Raw genomic sequence first — 16,662 nt, 5'->3', positions numbered from 1 at the left:
TTCCGGCCATGAGAACCGTACTAGTCACGGCGACCGTCCTCGTGGCGGGCCTCGCCGCCCCCACCGCCGCCCTCGCCGACCAGACCCCTCGGCACGGCGCCGCGGGGGTGCACACCACGAGTGCCGCCCCGGCCCACGCGGCCCTGACCTCGGCACACCGCAAGGGTGACCGGCGCGCGACGTCGAAGATCCCGTTCACCTCGGCGCGGGTGACGGACAACGGCGACGGCTCGTACAGCCTCCAGTGGACGGCACAGCGGACCCGGAAGGTCGTCGTCCGCGCGGCGGGCCGGGTCGTGGCGCAGGGGGGCGGTTCCGGCCACGCGACCGTCAGGGGGCTGCCCGCCGCCGACCGCCAGTGGTTCGACTTCACGCCCGGCAAGGGGGAGCCCCTGCGGCTCGCGGACCGCCGGATAGCCCTCCAGGGCGCGGTCAACTTCCGGGACGCGGGCGGCTACCGCACCGCCGACGGGCACTGGGTGAAGATGGGCGAGGTCTACCGTTCGGGCGCCCTCGACCAGCTCACCGACGCCGATCTGCGCAAGCTGCGCCGGCTCGGCATCAAACTGGACATCGACCTGCGCACGGACGAGGAGCGCGCGACCGCCCCCGACCGGCTGCCCGCGGGGACCCGCTACACGGTCGCCAACGTCATGGGCGCCTCGACCTCCGGCTACGAGCAGCCGAAGAGCGCCGAGGAGTCCGTGCGGATGATGGTCGACGGCGAGAAGGCCATGGTCTCCAGCGAGCTGGCCAGGTCGGCGTACACGAAGCTCGTCTCCGACGTGTCGGACGGGCGCAACCACGCGGTCCTGTTCCACTGTTCGGCGGGCAAGGACCGTACGGGCTGGGCCAACGCCGTCCTGCTGACCGCGCTCGGGGTTCCCCGCTCCACGGTGACGAGCGACTATCTGGCCTCCAACACCTACCGCGCCCAGGCCAACGCGGACGCCCTCGCGGCCCTCCCGCCCGCGCAGGCCGCCGTCATGAAGCCGATGCTGGATGTGCGCACCGAGTACCTGAACTCGGGCTTCGCCGAGGTGAAGGCCACGTACGGCACCTTCGACAAGTACCTCAAGTCCGCTCTGGGCTTCGACGCGAGCGACCTCGCGCGGTTCAGGAAGCAGATGCTCGTCGGCTGAGGCCGGCCGGGCTCCCGCAGGGTCGTGTCGCCGCCGGCCGGCGGGGACACGACCCTGCGGACGTTCAGTCCAGCACCGGCAGCAGTTCCGGCAGGTGGCCGTCCGAGTGGGCGGCGGTGGTGACGCGTTCGGCGGGAACCTCGCCGTAGAGGGTCGTGCGGGGGCGGGCGGGGCGGCCGGCCGTCTCGGCGATGGAGACCAGGTCCCTGACCGAGCGGTAGGAGCCGTAACTGGAGCCCGCCATGCGGGAGATGGTCTCCTCCATCAGGGTGCCGCCCAGGTCGTTGGCGCCGGAGCGGAGCATTTCCGCCGCGCCCTCGGTGCCCAGTTTGACCCAGCTGGTCTGGATGTTGGGGATGTGCGGGTGCAGGAGGATGCGGGCCATCGCCGTCACCGCGCGGTTGTCGCGGTCGGTGGGGCCGGGGCGGGCGATGCCCGCGAGGTAGACCGGCGCGTTGGTGTGGATGAAGGGGAGCGTCACGAACTCCGTGAAGCCGCCGGTCTCCTGCTGGATCGCGGCGAGCGTGCGGAAGTGGCCGAGCCAGTGCCGGGGCTGGTCGACGTGGCCGTACATCATGGTCGAGGAGGAGCGGATGCCGAGGCTGTGCGCGGTCTTCACGACCTCGATCCAGTCGGCGGCGGGCAGTTTGCCCTTGGTGAGGACCCAGCGGACCTCGTCGTCGAGGATCTCGGCGGCCGTGCCGGGGATCGTGTCGAGCCCGGCCTCCTTCGCCGCCGTCAGCCACTCGCGGATCGAGAGGCCGGTGCGGGAGGCGCCGTTGACGACCTCCATCGGGGAGAAGGCGTGCACGTGCATGCCGGGGACGCGTTCCTTGACGGCACGCGCGATGTCGAAGTACGCGGTGCCCGGCAGGTCCGGGTGGATGCCGCCCTGCATGCACACCTCGACGGCGCCGACCTCCCAGGCCTGCTGCGCGCGGTCGGCGACCTGGTCGAGGGAGAGGGTGTACGCGTCGGCGTCGGTGCGGCGCTGCGCGAAGGCGCAGAAGCGGCAGCCGGTGTAGCAGACGTTGGTGAAGTTGATGTTGCGGGTGACGATGTACGTCACGTCCTCGCCGACGACGGACTTGCGGATGTCGTCGGCGACGCGGCACACCGCGTCGAGGGCGGGGCCGTCCGCGTGCAGGAGGGCGAGGGCCTCGTCGTCGGTGAGTTTCGTCGGGTCGTCGGCCGCGACCGCGAGGGCCTGGCGGACGTCGGTGTCGATGCGCTGGGCGACCATGCCGGGCGCTGCCTGTTCGCGCAGCGCCTCCCAGTCGCCGTAGACCGCGTCGAAGTCCTCGCGGCGGTCGCTCGTACGGCCCTCGGTGTCGATGGTGGCGTGCAGGTCGGTGCGGCCCGAGGCGGTGAAGCCCTCGTCGGGTTCCTGCCAGGGCAGTCCGGCGGGGATCGCGTCCTCGCGGGCGAGGCCGGTCTCGGGGTCGGCCAGGGCGCGGACGTGCGGGAGCAGGCGCGGGTCGAGCCAGGGTTCGCCGCGCTGGAGGAACTCGGGGTAGATGGTGAGGCGTTCGCGCAGCGTGTAGCCGGACTCGGCGGTGCGCGCGGCCAGTTCCTCGATGTGCGGCCAGGGGCGCTCGGGGTTGACGTGGTCGGGGGTCAGCGGGGACACCCCGCCCCAGTCGTCGATCCCGGCGCCGACGATGAGCGCGTACTCGGCGTCGACGAGGTTGGGCGGGGCCTGGATGCGGGCGCTCGGGCCGAGGACGTGCCGGGCCACGGCGACGCACGCGGCCAGTTCCTCCAGCTCCGCGTCGGGCATCGCGCGCATCGCGGTGTCCGGTTTGGCGCGGAAGTTCTGGACGATGACTTCCTGGATGCCGTGGTGGCTGCGCTGCACGCGGCGCAGTTCGAACAGGGCGTCGGCGCGCTCCTCGTAGTTCTCGCCGATGCCGATGAGGACGCCCGTGGTGAAGGGGACGTTGCTGCGGCCCGCGTCCTCAAGGACCCGCAGCCGTACGGCGGGCTCCTTGTCGGGAGAGCCGTGGTGGGGGCCGCCCTTCTCGGACCACAGGCGGGTCGCGGTGGTCTCCAGCATCATGCCGAGCGAGGGCGCGACCGGCTTGAGCCGCTGGAGGTCGGACCAGGACATGACGCCCGGGTTGAGGTGCGGGAGCAGGCCCGTCTCCTCCAGGACGCGGATCGCCATGGCGCGGACGTAGGCGAGGGTGTCGTCGTAGCCGTGCGCGTCGAGCCATTCGCGGGCCTCGGGCCAGCGGTCCTCGGGCTTGTCGCCGAGGGTGAAGAGGGCTTCCTTGCAGCCGAGCGCGGCGCCCTGGCGGGCCACCTCAAGCACCTCGTCGGGGGACATGAACATCCCGTGGCCCTCGCGGCGCAGTCTGCCGGGGACGGTGACGAAGGTGCAGTAGTGGCAGGTGTCCCGGCACAGCCGGGTGAGCGGGACGAAGACCTTCTTGGAGTACGTGATGACGCCGGGGCGGCCCGCCGCCTCCAGTCCGGCGTCGCGGACCCGGGCGGCGGAGGCGCACAGGTCGCGCAGGTCCTCGCCGCGGGCCTGGAGCAGCACGGCGGCCTCGGTGGTGTCGAGGGCGACGCCGTCTCTGGCCCGCCGCAGCGCGCGGCGCATGGCGTTGGCGGTCGGGCGGCCGGGCTGCTGATCAGTCATGCGTCGAGCATACGAGCGGGATCGGGCAGGACGGCAGGCCACCGGGCGTGCGTGATGCCACATCGGGGGGCGCGAAGGGGCGGGCGGCACGGCGGCGGCCTTCCCGGGTGTCACCTCTTCTTCGTGCGCGCCCCTGGTCCCGTTCACCTCGCGGGCCGAGCATGGGCCGGGGCGTGCCCGCAGGGCTCGTGGCGCGCCCTTCACTTTCGTACCACTCGGGAGCAGCACGCATGGAGCAGCGAGAACGACCGCAGGCACAGGGCGAGGGGCGAGCGCTTCCGGCGCGGGGCCCCGGGCGGCGGTCCGTCCTGGTGACGGGGGCCGCCGCCGCTCTTACCGTGGAGGGCATGAGCTTCGCGAGCGCGGCGCAGGGCGGCGGCGGGGAGAGTGGCCGGGGCCCCGTGTCGCACACCGTGCGCGGGCGCCTGGAGCCGGGCGCCCCGGACTGGGTGTACGTGCCGGTCGAGGTGCCGCGCGGGGTGCGGGAGCTGCGCGTGGACTACACGTACGACAAGCCCGCCGTACCGGCCGGGACGCAGGGCAACGCGCTCGACATCGGACTGTTCGACCAGCGCGGTACGGCGCTCGGCGGGCGCGGGTTCCGGGGCTGGTCGGGCGGGGCGCGCTCCGGGTTCTTCGTGCGGGCCGACGAGGCGACCCCCGGCTACCTGGCGGGCCCGGTGGACGCGGGCACCTGGTACGTCGCGCTCGCCCCGTACACCGTCGCCCCGCAGGGACTCGCGTGGGAGGTGGCGGTGACGCTGACGTACGGCACCGAGGCCCCCGCCCCGCGTCCGGTGTACCCGCCGCAGCGCGTGAAGGGGCGCGGAAAGGGCTGGTACCGGGGCGACTGCCACGTGCACTCCGTGCACTCCGACGGGAAGCGGACCCCGGCGCAGATGGCGGGGCTCGCGCGCGCCGCCGGTCTCGACTTCCTGCACTCCTCCGACCACAACACGTCGAGCGCGCACGGCGCGTGGGAGGGGCTGTGGGGCGAGGACCTGCTGATCATGACCGGCGAGGAGATCACGACGCGCAACGGGCACGTGCTGGCGCTCGGACTTGAGCCGGGGACCTTCGTGGACTGGCGCTACCGGGCCCGGGAGAACCGTTTCGGCCGCTTCGCGCGCGAGATCCGGCGGGCCGGGGGCCTCGTCGTCCCGGCCCATCCGCACGCGACCTGCATCGGCTGCAACTGGAAGTTCGGCTTCGCCGAGGCGGACGTCGTCGAGGTGTGGAACGGCCCGTACACCCCGGACGACGAGGTGGCGCTGGCCGACTGGGACAACACGCTGGTCTCGGGCGCCGGCTGGACGCCCGCGATGGGCAACAGCGACGCGCACCGCGACCCGGACCGTGTCGGCCTGCCGCAGACCGTCGTCCTCGCCGAGGAGTTGTCGCGGCCCGCGCTGCTCGCGGGGCTGCGGGCGGGACGCAGTTACGTCGCCGAGTCCGCCGAGGTCGCCGTGTCCTTCGCGGCGTACGGGCCCCGGGGCGCGCACGCCGGGATCGGGGAGCGGCTGCGGGTGGCGCAGGACGCGGACGTGACGGTGCGGGCCGAGGTGTCCGGGGCGCCGGGCTGCACGGTCGGCCTCGTGACCGACCAGGGCACCCTGTTCACCTCGGCGCCGCTCCCGGCCTCCGGTACCGGTTCGGTGGAGTGGCGGACGGCGCCCCAGTACGCGGCGTACGTGCGCGCCGAGGTGCGGCATCCGGTGCAGGAGCCGGCGGTGCCCGGGCTGCCGGGTGCGCTCGCGGCCTTCACGAACCCGGTCTTCCTCGGGGAGGACTGAGCGGTCGTTCGCGGGAGTTCGCGGGCGAGGGGGCGGGCCGGCCGGTCCGCCCCCTCGCGCGTTCCCGCCGCCCGTCGCTCCGGCTCCCCTCCTGTCCCCGGGCCACTTGACATCCACCACCACCCCCTCGCATCATCATTCCACTAATCAAGTAGTGGAATGATGATGCGGGACGGCGCGGACGACGCGGAAACGAGGGCTGCCCCAGTGATCGAGTACCGCATCGAGCGGCGCAGCGGGGTCTCGACGTACATGCAGATCGTCCAGCAGACCAAGCAGGCGCTCCGGCTCGGCATCCTGGTGCCGGGGGACCGGCTCCCCACGGCCAAGCAGGTGGTCGAGGCGACGGCCATCAACCCGAACACGGTGCTGAAGGCGTATCGCGAGCTGGAGCGTGAAGGTCTGGTCGAACCGCAGCCGGGGCGCGGCACCTTCGTGCGGCGCGGGCTCGCGGCCCCGGAGGCGGGCGCCGGTTCCCCCCTGCGGGGCGAGCTTGCGGCCTGGATGCGGCGGGCCCGGGAGGCCGGACTCGGCGGCGACGACGTGAGCGCGATGTTCGAGGCGCAGGCCGAGGAGACCTTCGGGCGCGCCGGGACCTCCGGGCCCTCGTGACCCGCGCCTGCCGCACGTCCTCCGCTTCCCGGACCTCGTGAGCCCGCTCGCGAGCCCCCTCGGTCCGGCCGCCGCACACCGTCCTTCACCCGGAGGAGCCGCGTCGCCTTCGCGCGCCGTGCCCCGGGCGCGTCCACCCGTCACGACCAGGTCAGGAAGTACGTAAACGTGTTCGCACAGAGCTATGGCGCGGGGAATACCGATCCCGTGGCCGTCGAGGCCGTGGGCCTGGAGAAGCGGTATCGGCGCGGGTTCGCCCTGGAGGGCTGCTCCTTCCGGATTCCGGCCGGGCGGATCTGCGGTCTGGTCGGGCCCAACGGGGCCGGGAAGAGCACCCTGCTCGGCCTCGCGACCGGGGTGCTCGCGCCGACCGGCGGAAGTCTGCGGGTCCTCGGGCAGGACCCGCAGACCCTGGGGGCCCGCGAGCAGGTCGCCTACCTCGCCCAGGACAAGCCGCTCTACCCGCGCCTGACCGTCGCCGAGACGCTGCGCCTGGGCCGCGAGCTGAACCCGGGGAGCTGGGACCAGGAGACGGCCGAGCGCGTGGTGCGGGAGGGCGACGTGCCCTTCGACGCGCGGGTCGGCACGCTCTCCGGCGGCCAGCGCACCCGGGTCGCGCTCGCCCTCTGCTTCGGCAAGCGGCCCCGGCTGCTGCTGCTGGACGAGCCGATGGCCGACCTCGATCCGCTGGTGCGGCACGACGTGACGGGCCTCCTGATGGCGGAGGCGGCGGAGCACGGCACGACCATCGTGATGTCCTCGCACGCGCTCACCGAACTGGACGGCGTGTGCGACTACCTGCTCGTCCTGGCCGGGGGCGGGGTACGGCTGGCCGGTGAGGTCGACGACCTGACCGACGCGCACAGCGTGCTGATCGGCGCGCTGCCCGGCCCCGGCCCCGAGCTGCCCGCCTCGCTCACGGCGCACACCGTCGTCGAGGCCCGGGTCACCGGACGGCAGGTCACCGCGCTGGTGCGGCGCGAGAGCGAGGTGTACGGCGAGTGGTCGGTGGGCGTGCCCTCGATGGAGGAGCTGCTGCTCGCCTACCTGCGCTCCCCCGAAACGCCCCCGCTGCTGACCCCCAGCGCCCAGGTCCCCGAGACCCAGGGCCGAATCCACGGCACCGACCGGAGGCACGCGGCATGAGCACCGCCACCCTGAACCGCACCGGGACGCCCGCGCCCCGCTCCGCACGACCCGGTCTCCTGCACGGGCCGGCCTGGCTCGTGTGGCGCCAGCACCGGGCGGCGGCCTGGACGGGGCTCGGACTGCTCCTCGTCGTCGTGGGCCTGTCCGTGTGGCTGCACCACGCCACCGGAACGTACCTGGACAGCCACCACATCCGCGGCTGCTCCTACTTCCGGGGACCCGCGCACTGCGCCGACGGTCAGCGTGCCCTGGAGGACTACCGCGCGCTGTACCGCGACCCGGCGCAGGCGGTCCTGCTGCTCGTGACGGCGCTGCCGGTGCTGGCCGGACTGTTCGTCGGCGCCCCGCTGATCGCGCGGGAACTGGAGGCGGGCACCCATCAACTGGTGTGGTCGCAGTCCGTGACGCGCGGCCGCTGGCTCGCGTACAAGCTGGCGTTGCCGCTGCTCGCGGTGGGCCTCGGCTCCGCCGTCGCCGGCCTGTGCGCCTCGTGGCTGCTGGCCGGCGCCGGGCAGGCCACGATCGGCCTGTACTGGTACGCGTCCACGGACTTCGTGGCGGCCGGGCCCGCCGTCGTCGGCTACTCGCTGTTCACGGTGGCGCTGGGCGCGGCGGTGGGGGTGCTGGTGCGCAAGACCGTCACCTCGATGGTCCTGACGCTGGCCGGTACGGGCGTGGCCTTCTTCGCGCTCCAGTCGCTGCGCTCCCACCTGATGCCGCTCACCGAACGGCTCGCCAAGGGCGCTGTCCCGATCCAGGACACGACGTGGCTGATCGAGACGCATCCGGCGACGGCGGGCGGGCGCGCCTTCCCCAAGGACGTCTGCATGGACGCGGCGGACTTCGGCAAGTGCCTGAAGGCGAGGGGCGCCACGCACCAGTACGCGGGTTTCCACCCGGTCTCGCACATGCGGGAGCTCCAGTTCGTGGAGGGCGGGATCTGTGTCGTCCTCGCGGCGCTCCTGGTGGGGCTGGCCTGGTGGTGGCTGCGCCGCCGCACCGTCTGAGCAGCGCGGTGGGCCCGGCCGCGCCGGGCCCACGACCGCCCACCACCGCCGCCGGGTGTCCCTTTCCGGGCGTTTCCGGGGCGGCCCCGCACACCCCCGTGGCTGACGTTTGCGCCGTCAACAGGCAAACTGGCGGAGCGACAGCCAACTGTGCGGCGGTCACGACCGCCGACAAGGGGGAGAGCGATGGAGGACGGACCGCGGACACCGCGGCTGCCTGTCCCGGGCGACGAGCCGCGGTCCGGCGGACCGCGGCGGGCCGACGGGCTCCGCTTCGCTGTGCTCGGCCCGGTGCGGGCCTGGCGGGGCGAGGAGCAGTTGCCGACGGGTTCCCCGCAGCAGCGGGCGCTGCTCGCGGCGCTGCTGCTGCGCTCGGGCCGTACCGCGACGGCCACCGAACTGATCGACGCCGTATGGGGCGAGAGCTCCCCCTCCCAGGCGCTCGCGGCGATCCGCACCTACGCCTCCCGGCTGCGCAAGGCCCTCGGGGACGACGTCCTGCGCAGCGAGGCCGGCGGGTACGCGGTGCACGCCGGCTCCCTCGACCTGGACGAGGCCGAACGTCTCGTGGCCGAGTCGGAACGGGCCCGCGAGGCGGGCGACCTGCGCCGGGCCCGCGCCGCGTGCGAGGAGGCGCTCGCCCTGTGGGACGGGGAGCCGCTGGCCCAGGTGCCCGGCCCCTTCGCCGCCAACCAGCGCACGCGGCTGGAGGAGTGGCGGCTACAGATCCTGGAGTCCCGGTTCTTCATGGACCTGGAGCAGGGCCGCCACGCGGAGGCGGTGTCCGAACTGACCGCGCTGACCGCCGCGCACCCCCTGCGCGAGCGGCTGCGGGAACTCCTCATGGTCGCGCTGTACCGCTCGGGCCGGCAGGCCGAGGCGCTCGCCGTGTACGCGGACACCCGGAAACTGCTCACCGAGGAGCTGGGCGTCGACCCGCGCCCCGAACTCGCCCGTCTCCAGCAGCTCATCCTGGCCGCCGACGAGGAACTGGCCCAGCCCTCGGCCCCGCAGCGGGAGCAGCCGGGGACCCTCGTGCGTCCCGCGCAACTCCCGGCCACCGTGCCCGACTTCACGGGCCGCTCCGCCTTCGTCAAGGAGCTGGGCGAGACCCTGGCCGGCTCCGGCGCGCGGGTCATGGCGGTGTCGGCCGTCGCCGGGATCGGCGGGGTCGGCAAGACGGCGCTCGCCGTGCACGTCGCGCACAGCGCGCGGGCCGCCTTCCCCGACGGGCAGCTCTACGTCGACCTCCAGGGCGCGGGCACGCGACCCGCCGATCCCGAGACGGTGCTGGGCGCCTTCCTGCGGGCGCTGGGCACGAGCGAGTCCGCGATCCCCGACTCGCTGGAGGAGCGGGCCGCGCTGTACCGCTCGACGCTCGACGGCCGCCGGGTGCTCGTCCTGCTCGACGACGCGAAGGACCCCGCGCAGGTGCGGCCGTTGCTGCCCGGCACGGAGGGCTGCGCGGCGCTCGTCACGAGCCGCTCGCGGATGATGGGGCTGGCCGGGGCGCACCTCGTGGACCTCGACGTGATGGCCCCCGACGAGGCGCTCTCCCTGTTCACCCGGATCGTGGGCGCCGAACGCGTCGCGGGGGAACGCGAGGCCTCCCTCGACGTCGTCGCGGCCTGCGGCTTCCTCCCGCTGGCCATCCGCATCGCCGCGTCCCGGCTCGCGGCGCGCCGCACCTGGACGGTGTCGGTGCTCGCCGCGAAACTCGGTGACGAACGGCGCCGGCTGGACGAGTTGCAGGCCGGGGACCTCGCGGTCGCGGCGACCTTCGAACTCGGCTACGGGCAGCTGGAGCCGGCCCAGGCGCGCGCCTTCCGGCTGCTGGGCCTGGTCGACGGCCCCGACCTCTCCCTGCACGCCGCCGCCGCGCTGCTCGACCTGGACCCGGTGGCCGCCGAGGACCTGCTGGAGTCCCTCGTCGACACCTCGCTGCTGGAGTCGGCGGCCCCCGGCCGCTACCGGTACCACGACCTCGTACGGCTGTACGCGCGCTCCTGCGCGGAGCGGGACGAGCAGCCCGAGTCGCTGCGCACCGAGGCGCTGGGCCGGCTGCTCGACTTCTACCTCGCGACGGCCGCCCGGGTGTACGGCGTCGAGCGGCCCGGGGACCGGCTCGTGGACCGGGTCGCGGCCACCGACTACCCGGGGCTGTCCTTCTCCGGCACGCACGCCGCGCAGGACTGGCTGTACGCCGAGGCGGGCTCCCTGCTGTCGCTCGCCCGGCAGGCCACCGAGCGGGCCGCGTTCCTGCCGCGCGCCGTGGACCTGCTGTGGGTCGCGAAGGACCTGAGCGAGTCCGGGGCGAACACGAAGCAGCACCAGGACATCGTGCGGCTCGCGCTGGCCGCCGCACGGCAACAGGGGCTGCGCCAGGTCGGGATGCGGGCCCTGCTGGTCCTCGTGGACGCCGACCACTCCGCGGGCCGGCTGGAGGCGGCGGACGAGGGGACCGCCCGGATCCTGGAGCACAGCGAGCCGCAGGACGATCCGGTGGTGGTGTGCTGGGCGCACAACCTGCGCGGGGTCCTCGCGCTGTACCGCAACGACCACGAGGCCGGGGAACGGCATCTGTCCGCCGCCATCGAGCAGTTCAGGGCGCTGGGCGACCGGCCCGGCGAGGCGAGCGCGCTGTGCAACCTGTCGCGCATCCACCTCGCGACGGGCCGCACGTCGAGCGCCATCGCCCTGGCCGAGCGGGGCACCGCGATCTACGACACGACGGGCTCCTCGCTGCGCGGCGCCAACGGCCGGTACGCGCTGGCCCTCGCGCTGATCCAGGACGGGCGGACGACCGAGGCGACCGAGCGGCTGGACGAGGCGCTCGCGGTGTTCCGCGAGCACCGGCAGCGGCTGTGGGTGGGCATGACCCTGTGCCGGCTCGCCGAGGCGGGCCTCGCCGCGGGGCAGGCGGCCCGCGCGGCGGCCGACGCGGAGAGCGCCCTCGGGGTGCTCAGCGGGGTCGGCGGCGAGTGGCGGCGCGCGCAGGTGCTCACCGTGCTGGGCCGCGCCCTCGTACGGATCGGCCAGCCCGGCCGGGCACGGGTGTGCTGGGAGGAGGCGGAACGCGTGTACCGCGAACTCGGCGCCGCCGAGGCCGCGGAGGTGCGCGCGCTGCTCGCGGCGCAGGGCACGGGGCTCGCCGCCTGACGCCCCGTCCCGGCACGGGCGCGCGCGGCGACGCCCCGTCAGTCGTCCTCGGCGGGAAGGCCGCGACCTGGGGCGTGTGGCGGCCGGCCACGGCGTTCATCGTTCGTTTATCGCCCTCGGCCATGCTGCACTCCAGTCGTTCCGTCGCGTCGGGGGGCAGGCGGGCCGGCTGAGGGGGCCGCTCCCCGCGCGATTAGGGTGAGCGGCCCGGTGCGGCGGTCCGGCCACTTCGGGGGAGTGACCGGACGGCCCGCCCCGCTCCGGGACCGCCGTACGGGCGGCCCCGGCCCGAGTAGTCCCACAGCCAAGGAGAACCGATCACGATGGCCGACCAGACGAAGCCCGAGCACGTGGTCCAGCCCTACAAGGACATCCACGCGACGGGCAGCCCGGCGAACCCGGACGGCGACATCCACGCGACCGACGAACCGGTCGCCGCCGCCGCGAAGGACATCCACGCGACCGGCAGCCCGGCGAACCCGGACGGCGACATCCACGCGACCGACGAGCCCGCGACCGACAAGTAGGACCGGTCGCCGACCCCTCGGGCCGACGGGGGAACGACCGGCCGTGGCGGGCGGGAACGGGAAACGCCACGGCGGGAAGGCCCGGGGAAACACGGGGGGACACGGGGGAACACCCGGGGGGTCAGGACACCCTCCGGGGCCACGGGGGACCTCCCTGACCACGGGGGACACGGGGGATCAGGGGGATCAGGGGGCGGCGGGAATCCGGTGGGGGCCGGTTCCCGCCGGTGGGGGGCCTTCGGGCCCCCCTTTCCCGTGCCCGGACGTCCGCGGGGGAAGGGGGCGGGCGCGCGAGGAGGATGCGCCGGGGCTCTGGCCGCCGCCTCGCGTTCGGCGTAGCGTCGGGGGCCGGACACGCGACTCCCGGGAGGCGCACCATGGTTCGCAACGCGGTCGGCGCCGTACTCGCCGTGGTCGGGGCGGCCGCCGCGCTCCTCAGCCCGTTCCGCGCGTGGTACGACACGCGGCTGGGCCGCCAGTACCGCCTCTCCGAACTCTTCGGCTCCGGCGGGGTGAGCGGCGCGCACCCCAACCTGCTGTGGTCGCTGTTCCTGCCCTTCCTGGTCACCGCCGTGCTGACGCTGGCCGGTGTCCTGGCCCGCTCGCGAGCGCTCGTGGCGCTGGCCGGGGTGCTCGCCCTCGGTTTCACCGTGCTGTGGATGGTGCGCGTCGGGCAGGCCAACGGCGGCAGCCTCACGCTGGACGCGGACGGCTCGGGCCTCGCGCAGGGCGTGGCGGGCGCGGCCGGCGGCGGACTGCTGCTGCTCCTCGCCGCCGCCGTCATGAGCGGCCGCGCACGGCGCCGCCCCGAGCCGGCCACCGGCCCGTACGCGGGCCACGACGCCCCGGACTCCCCGGACTCCCCCGCGAACGCCTACGGGGAGCCGCGGAGCCCCGCGTCGCCCTACCGCGAGCCGGACACCCCGACCGCCCCGCTGGCGTACGACGCGGACGGGCCCGGCCACCAGGAGGGGCACCGGCCGCCGCCCCGGGGCTGGGAGAACCCGGGGGAACGGCGGTGAGCGCGGCCCCGGTTCAGGGCCTCGGGGCCGCCGGGGTCCCGGTGCCCTCGACGGCGTCCAGGGCGTACACGCAGCGGTCGCCGCTGCACGCGTAGACGACGCCGCCGCGCACCACGGGCGAGCCGGTGATCGCGCCGCCCGTCAGCAGCTTCCAGCGCAGTTGTCCGCCGAGCGCGCCGAGCGTGTAGAGGCAGTGGTCGGCCGAGCCGAAGTGGATGCGGCCGTCGGCGGCGACGGGCGCGCCGACGATGTCCCCGCCCGCCTGGAAACGCCACTTGGGCGTGCCGGTGACGGCGTCCAGGGTGTACATGCCGTTGCCGCTGCCGACGTGCACGTGCCCGCCGGTGACGAGTACCGGTTCGGTGGAGGAGCGGGCCTCGGTGGCGATGCGCCAGCGGTCCCTGCCGTCCGCCGCGTCCAGGGCGTACACGGTGCCGAGGTAGTCCGCGAGGTACACGCCGCCGCCGGTCACGGCGGAGCCCGGGGCGAGGGCGGGCGGGCTGAGGAACACGGCGGGCGCCTCGAAGTGCCAGCGCACCTGCCCGCCGCGCGCGTCGAGCGCCAGGACCCGGGTGCCCGCGCACACGTAGACGTAGCCGTCGCCGCCCGGGGTGAGCCGCAGCGGGACCCCGCCGCACGAGGCCGCGTCCCCCACGGGGTACGACCAGCGTTCGGTGCCGGTGCGGGCGTCGACGGCGCACAGCCGCCCCTCCCGCCACAGGTAGGCGGTGCCCTCGTGCAGGACGGGCCCGGCCTCGGCGGACTCGAAGTCGCTCTGGACCCCGCCGGTCTCCCACAGCTGCTCACCGCCGGCCGCCTCCCAGGCCTGGACGGTGCCGCCCCGGCCCGCCGTCAGGACTACGCCGTCGGCGGACTGGAGGGAGTACACCCAGGCGGCGGCGGTGACCCGCCACAGGTCGTCGCCGCTCGCGGCGTCCAGGGCGTACAGCGTCGGCCCGTCGGAGGCGTGCACCCTGCCGTCGGACACGGACATCTGCCAGGCCACGTCCCGGGTCTTGAACCGGCGGCGGCCCGTCGCGACGTCCAGCGCGTGCACCTCGAAGGAGGTGACGTACACGAGGTCCCCGGCGACGGCGGGCGTGCCCCACACGTCGTTGGACATGCGGAAGCGCCACGGACGCCACGGGGCGCCCTGCTCGGGCCCCGGCGGCGCGGCCTGCGCGGCGGGCGCGGCGGCGCGCGTCCCGGGGCCGGCCGGGGCGCCGTGCGCGGACGTACGAGACCACGTGCGGGACAGTCCGTCGAGGGCGTTCTCGGCGGCGGGCCGGGCGGCGCCCCGTACGTCGGTGACGCGGGGGCCCGGGCCGATCGGCACCCGGCCGCCCGCGAGCCGTACGGGCCCCTCGGCGGCGGGCGGCTGGGCGCCCTCGGCGCGGCCCGCGTGCCGGCCGGGCGCGGGGAGCGCGGGCGGGGCCGGCTCGGCGGGCGGGGGCTGCTGCCACGCGGGCTCGGCCCAGTCCCCGGCAGGGGGCTGCCGGGGCGGCGGCGGGGCGTACGGCGGCACCGGCGGGGCCTGCGGGGGCGCGGCGGGCGCGGCCCGGGGGGCGGGCGGTACCGGGGGCGCGGCGGGCTGCGGGCGCCGCGCGGTCGCGGAACGGGTGCCGCGCCGGCTCTCGATGAGGGCGACGGCGTGGTTCGGCAGCCACGCGGTGGCGGTGCCGCTGTCGTCGGAGCCGGCCGAGAACAGGTGCGGGGCGAGCTGGGTCTGGAGGTCGGCGGGGCTGGGCCGGGAGGCGGCCTCCATGCCCATGCACGACTCGATCAGCGGCCGCAGCTCCTCGGGCAGCCCCTCCAGGTCCGGTCCCTCGCGCAGCAGCATGAACACCGTCTCGACGGGGTTCGCGCCGTGGAAGGGGGCGTGCCCGGTCGCGGCGAACACGAGGGTCGAGCCGAGCGAGAAGATGTCGCTGGCCCCGGTGACGCTGCGGGAGTCCTTGGCCTGCTCGGGCGACATGTAGGCGGGCGTGCCCACGGCGACGTTGGTCATCGTCAGCCGCGTGTTGGAGACGCCCGAGGCGATACCGAAGTCGATGACGCGCGGCCCGTCCTCGACGACCAGGACGTTCGAGGGCTTGAGGTCGCGGTGCACGAGCCCCGCGCCGTGGATGGACTGGAGCGCCTCGGCGACCCCGGCGGCGAGCCAGCGCACCGCGTTGGCGGGCATCGGCCCGCACTCGTTGACGATCTCCTCCAGGGAGGGCGCGGGCACGTAGGCGGTGGCGAGCCAGGGGACGGCGGCGCGCGGGTCGGCGTCCACGACGGCGGCGGTGTAGAAACCGGAGACGGCGCGGGCCGCCTCGACCTCCCGCGTGAAGCGCACCCGGAACAGCTGGTCCTGCGCGAGTTCGGTGCGCACCGTCTTGATCGCGACGCGCCGCCCGGACGCCGAGCGGGCGAGATAGACGAGCCCCATGCCGCCCGCACCGAGCCGGCCCAGCACCTCGAACGGTCCGATACGCCGCGGATCGTGCTGTGTCAGCTGGTCCACCACTTTGTCTGCCACCTCCCCGTACGGGGCCGCACTCGCAGCCCCGTGCAGCGTCTCACCCCGTCGCACCGGCGGACGGTGCGCACCCGATTCTTCCTGTACGCGGGCGTGCTGACCAACCGGGGTGCCCGGGGGGCGTGTCCCGCCGCCCTCCGCCGCTCCGTCCACGCGGCTCAGTACGGGCTCCCGGGGCGGCGGTTCACTCCGAGAGGAGCCCGAACAGCGTGCCCTGGTCGTCGGTGACGGTGGCGAAGGTGCCGTACGGCATGGTCTCCGGTGCGGTGCGGACGCCGCCGCCCAGCCGGACCGCCGAGGCCAGGGCCCGCTCGCAGTCCTCGACCCGGAAGTACGTCAGGAAGTGGGCGGGCCGCGCGGCGGGGACGGCCGCGTCCATCACCTCGCGTCCGGTGACCGCCGTGTCCGGGCCGGTCCGCGCGTCCTCGGGCGACCACAGCCGGTAGCCGCGCAGTGCGGGCGGTTCGGTGCCGGTGTAGCCGAAGACGTGCTCGTAGAAGGGGTCGAGGAGTTCGGGCCGCCGCGTGTGCACCTCGGTCCAGCAGTACGTCCCCGGGGACCGGACGGCGCGGAAGCCCCGGTGCCGGCCGGGCTGCCACAGGCCGAACAGGGCGCCGTCCGGGTCGGTGACGAGCACCCGGGTGGCGTCCTCGTCCTGCTCGGGGCCGGTCACGACGTGGCCGCCGGCCCGCTCGACGCGGCCGGCGAGGGCGCGGGCGTCGGGCGTGGCGAAGTACACCGTCCAGGTGGCGGGCGGCAGTCCGGCGCGCGGGGGGACGAGGGCGGCGGCCGGTTGACGGTCCACGAAGGCTTCGGCACCGACGCGTACCTGTCCGGCCTGGTCCCCGGGGCTCTCGTGGAAGGTCCAGCCGAGCAGCCGCCCGTAGAAACGGCGGCCCGCGGCGGGATCGGGCAGCGCGCACTCGGCCCAGCACGGAACGCCTTCCGCGAATGATGCGGGCATACGGGTCTCCGTCTCACTCGTCTCGCTCCGGCCACAGCTCGTCGTCCACGTTATTCGAGGACCGGGCAAGGCGCATCAGGATCATGAAAGGGGGTTTTCCCACGCGCACATAACAGGGA

11 protein-coding genes are annotated in these 16,662 nt (G+C 75.0%); 8 read left to right on the top strand and 3 right to left on the bottom strand.

The window, feature by feature from the left end:
* Positions 1 to 8 precede the first annotated feature (8 nt).
* Positions 9 to 1,142: a tyrosine-protein phosphatase gene (locus AB0J21_RS05210; protein WP_363144446.1), complete on the top strand. Its 1,134-nt coding sequence runs from the start codon at positions 9 to 11 to the stop codon at positions 1,140 to 1,142.
* 64 nt (positions 1,143 to 1,206) lie between these two features.
* Here the strand turns inward: AB0J21_RS05210 and AB0J21_RS05205 are convergent, their stop codons facing one another.
* Positions 1,207 to 3,786, bottom strand: a complete 2,580-nt coding sequence (locus AB0J21_RS05205; protein WP_363144445.1) for a bifunctional FO biosynthesis protein CofGH — start codon at positions 3,784 to 3,786, stop codon at positions 1,207 to 1,209.
* Between the two features lie 230 nt (positions 3,787 to 4,016).
* Between AB0J21_RS05205 and AB0J21_RS05200 the strand changes: the two genes are divergently transcribed.
* The 7 genes from AB0J21_RS05200 to AB0J21_RS05170 all read left to right on the top strand — a co-directional run bounded on the left by AB0J21_RS05200 (position 4,017) and on the right by AB0J21_RS05170 (position 13,055).
* Positions 4,017 to 5,579, top strand: coding sequence for a CehA/McbA family metallohydrolase (locus AB0J21_RS05200; protein WP_363144444.1), 1,563 nt, complete (start codon positions 4,017 to 4,019; stop codon positions 5,577 to 5,579).
* A 207-nt stretch (positions 5,580 to 5,786) separates the two neighbouring features.
* Positions 5,787 to 6,191, top strand: coding sequence for a GntR family transcriptional regulator (locus AB0J21_RS05195; protein WP_363144443.1), 405 nt, complete (start codon positions 5,787 to 5,789; stop codon positions 6,189 to 6,191).
* Positions 6,192 to 6,398: 207 nt separating this feature from the next.
* Entirely contained in the window at positions 6,399 to 7,337 is a 939-nt protein-coding gene (locus tag AB0J21_RS05190; protein WP_363144442.1) for an ABC transporter ATP-binding protein, read from the top strand.
* On the top strand, positions 7,334 to 8,347 hold the full coding sequence (locus tag AB0J21_RS05185; RefSeq protein WP_363144441.1) for an ABC transporter permease subunit: 1,014 nt from the start codon (positions 7,334 to 7,336) through the stop codon (positions 8,345 to 8,347). Before AB0J21_RS05190 ends, AB0J21_RS05185 begins: the two co-directional genes overlap by 4 nt.
* Before the next feature lie 186 nt (positions 8,348 to 8,533).
* Positions 8,534 to 11,506: a BTAD domain-containing putative transcriptional regulator gene (locus tag AB0J21_RS05180; RefSeq protein ID WP_363144440.1), complete on the top strand. Its 2,973-nt coding sequence runs from the start codon at positions 8,534 to 8,536 to the stop codon at positions 11,504 to 11,506.
* Between the two features lie 323 nt (positions 11,507 to 11,829).
* Complete coding sequence (locus AB0J21_RS05175) at positions 11,830 to 12,033, top strand: hypothetical protein (protein ID WP_363144439.1); 204 nt, start codon at positions 11,830 to 11,832, stop codon at positions 12,031 to 12,033.
* Positions 12,034 to 12,410: 377 nt separating this feature from the next.
* Positions 12,411 to 13,055: a hypothetical protein gene (locus tag AB0J21_RS05170; RefSeq protein ID WP_363144437.1), complete on the top strand. Its 645-nt coding sequence runs from the start codon at positions 12,411 to 12,413 to the stop codon at positions 13,053 to 13,055.
* Positions 13,056 to 13,068: 13 nt separating this feature from the next.
* On the opposite strand, the gene AB0J21_RS05165 is transcribed toward AB0J21_RS05170, so the two are convergent.
* Both AB0J21_RS05165 and AB0J21_RS05160 read right to left on the bottom strand, forming a co-directional pair.
* Positions 13,069 to 15,567: a PQQ-binding-like beta-propeller repeat protein gene (locus AB0J21_RS05165; protein WP_363144700.1), complete on the bottom strand. Its 2,499-nt coding sequence runs from the start codon at positions 15,565 to 15,567 to the stop codon at positions 13,069 to 13,071.
* Between the two features lie 196 nt (positions 15,568 to 15,763).
* Positions 15,764 to 16,543 (bottom strand): VOC family protein, encoded by a 780-nt coding sequence (locus tag AB0J21_RS05160; protein WP_363144436.1) that lies wholly within the window; start codon positions 16,541 to 16,543, stop codon positions 15,764 to 15,766.
* Positions 16,544 to 16,662 lie beyond the last annotated feature (119 nt).

The organism is Streptomyces sp. NPDC049954, from assembly GCF_040656295.1.
Taxonomy (GTDB): domain Bacteria; phylum Actinomycetota; class Actinomycetes; order Streptomycetales; family Streptomycetaceae; genus Streptomyces.
This window is presented reverse-complemented; position numbering and strand designations above follow the sequence as displayed.

Bases quoted from the DNA above. Each gene is read 5' to 3' on its own strand.
- AB0J21_RS05210 (WP_363144446.1), top strand. From the start codon at position 9: ATGAGAACCGTACTAGTCACGGCGACCGTCCTCGTGGCGGGCCTCGCC.
- AB0J21_RS05205 (WP_363144445.1), bottom strand. From the start codon at position 3,786: ATGACTGATCAGCAGCCCGGCCGCCCGACCGCCAACGCCATGCGCCGC.
- AB0J21_RS05200 (WP_363144444.1), top strand. From the start codon at position 4,017: ATGGAGCAGCGAGAACGACCGCAGGCACAGGGCGAGGGGCGAGCGCTT.
- AB0J21_RS05185 (WP_363144441.1), top strand. From the start codon at position 7,334: ATGAGCACCGCCACCCTGAACCGCACCGGGACGCCCGCGCCCCGCTCC.
- AB0J21_RS05180 (WP_363144440.1), top strand. From the start codon at position 8,534: ATGGAGGACGGACCGCGGACACCGCGGCTGCCTGTCCCGGGCGACGAG.
- AB0J21_RS05175 (WP_363144439.1), top strand. From the start codon at position 11,830: ATGGCCGACCAGACGAAGCCCGAGCACGTGGTCCAGCCCTACAAGGAC.
- AB0J21_RS05170 (WP_363144437.1), top strand. From the start codon at position 12,411: ATGGTTCGCAACGCGGTCGGCGCCGTACTCGCCGTGGTCGGGGCGGCC.
- AB0J21_RS05160 (WP_363144436.1), bottom strand. From the start codon at position 16,543: ATGCCCGCATCATTCGCGGAAGGCGTTCCGTGCTGGGCCGAGTGCGCG.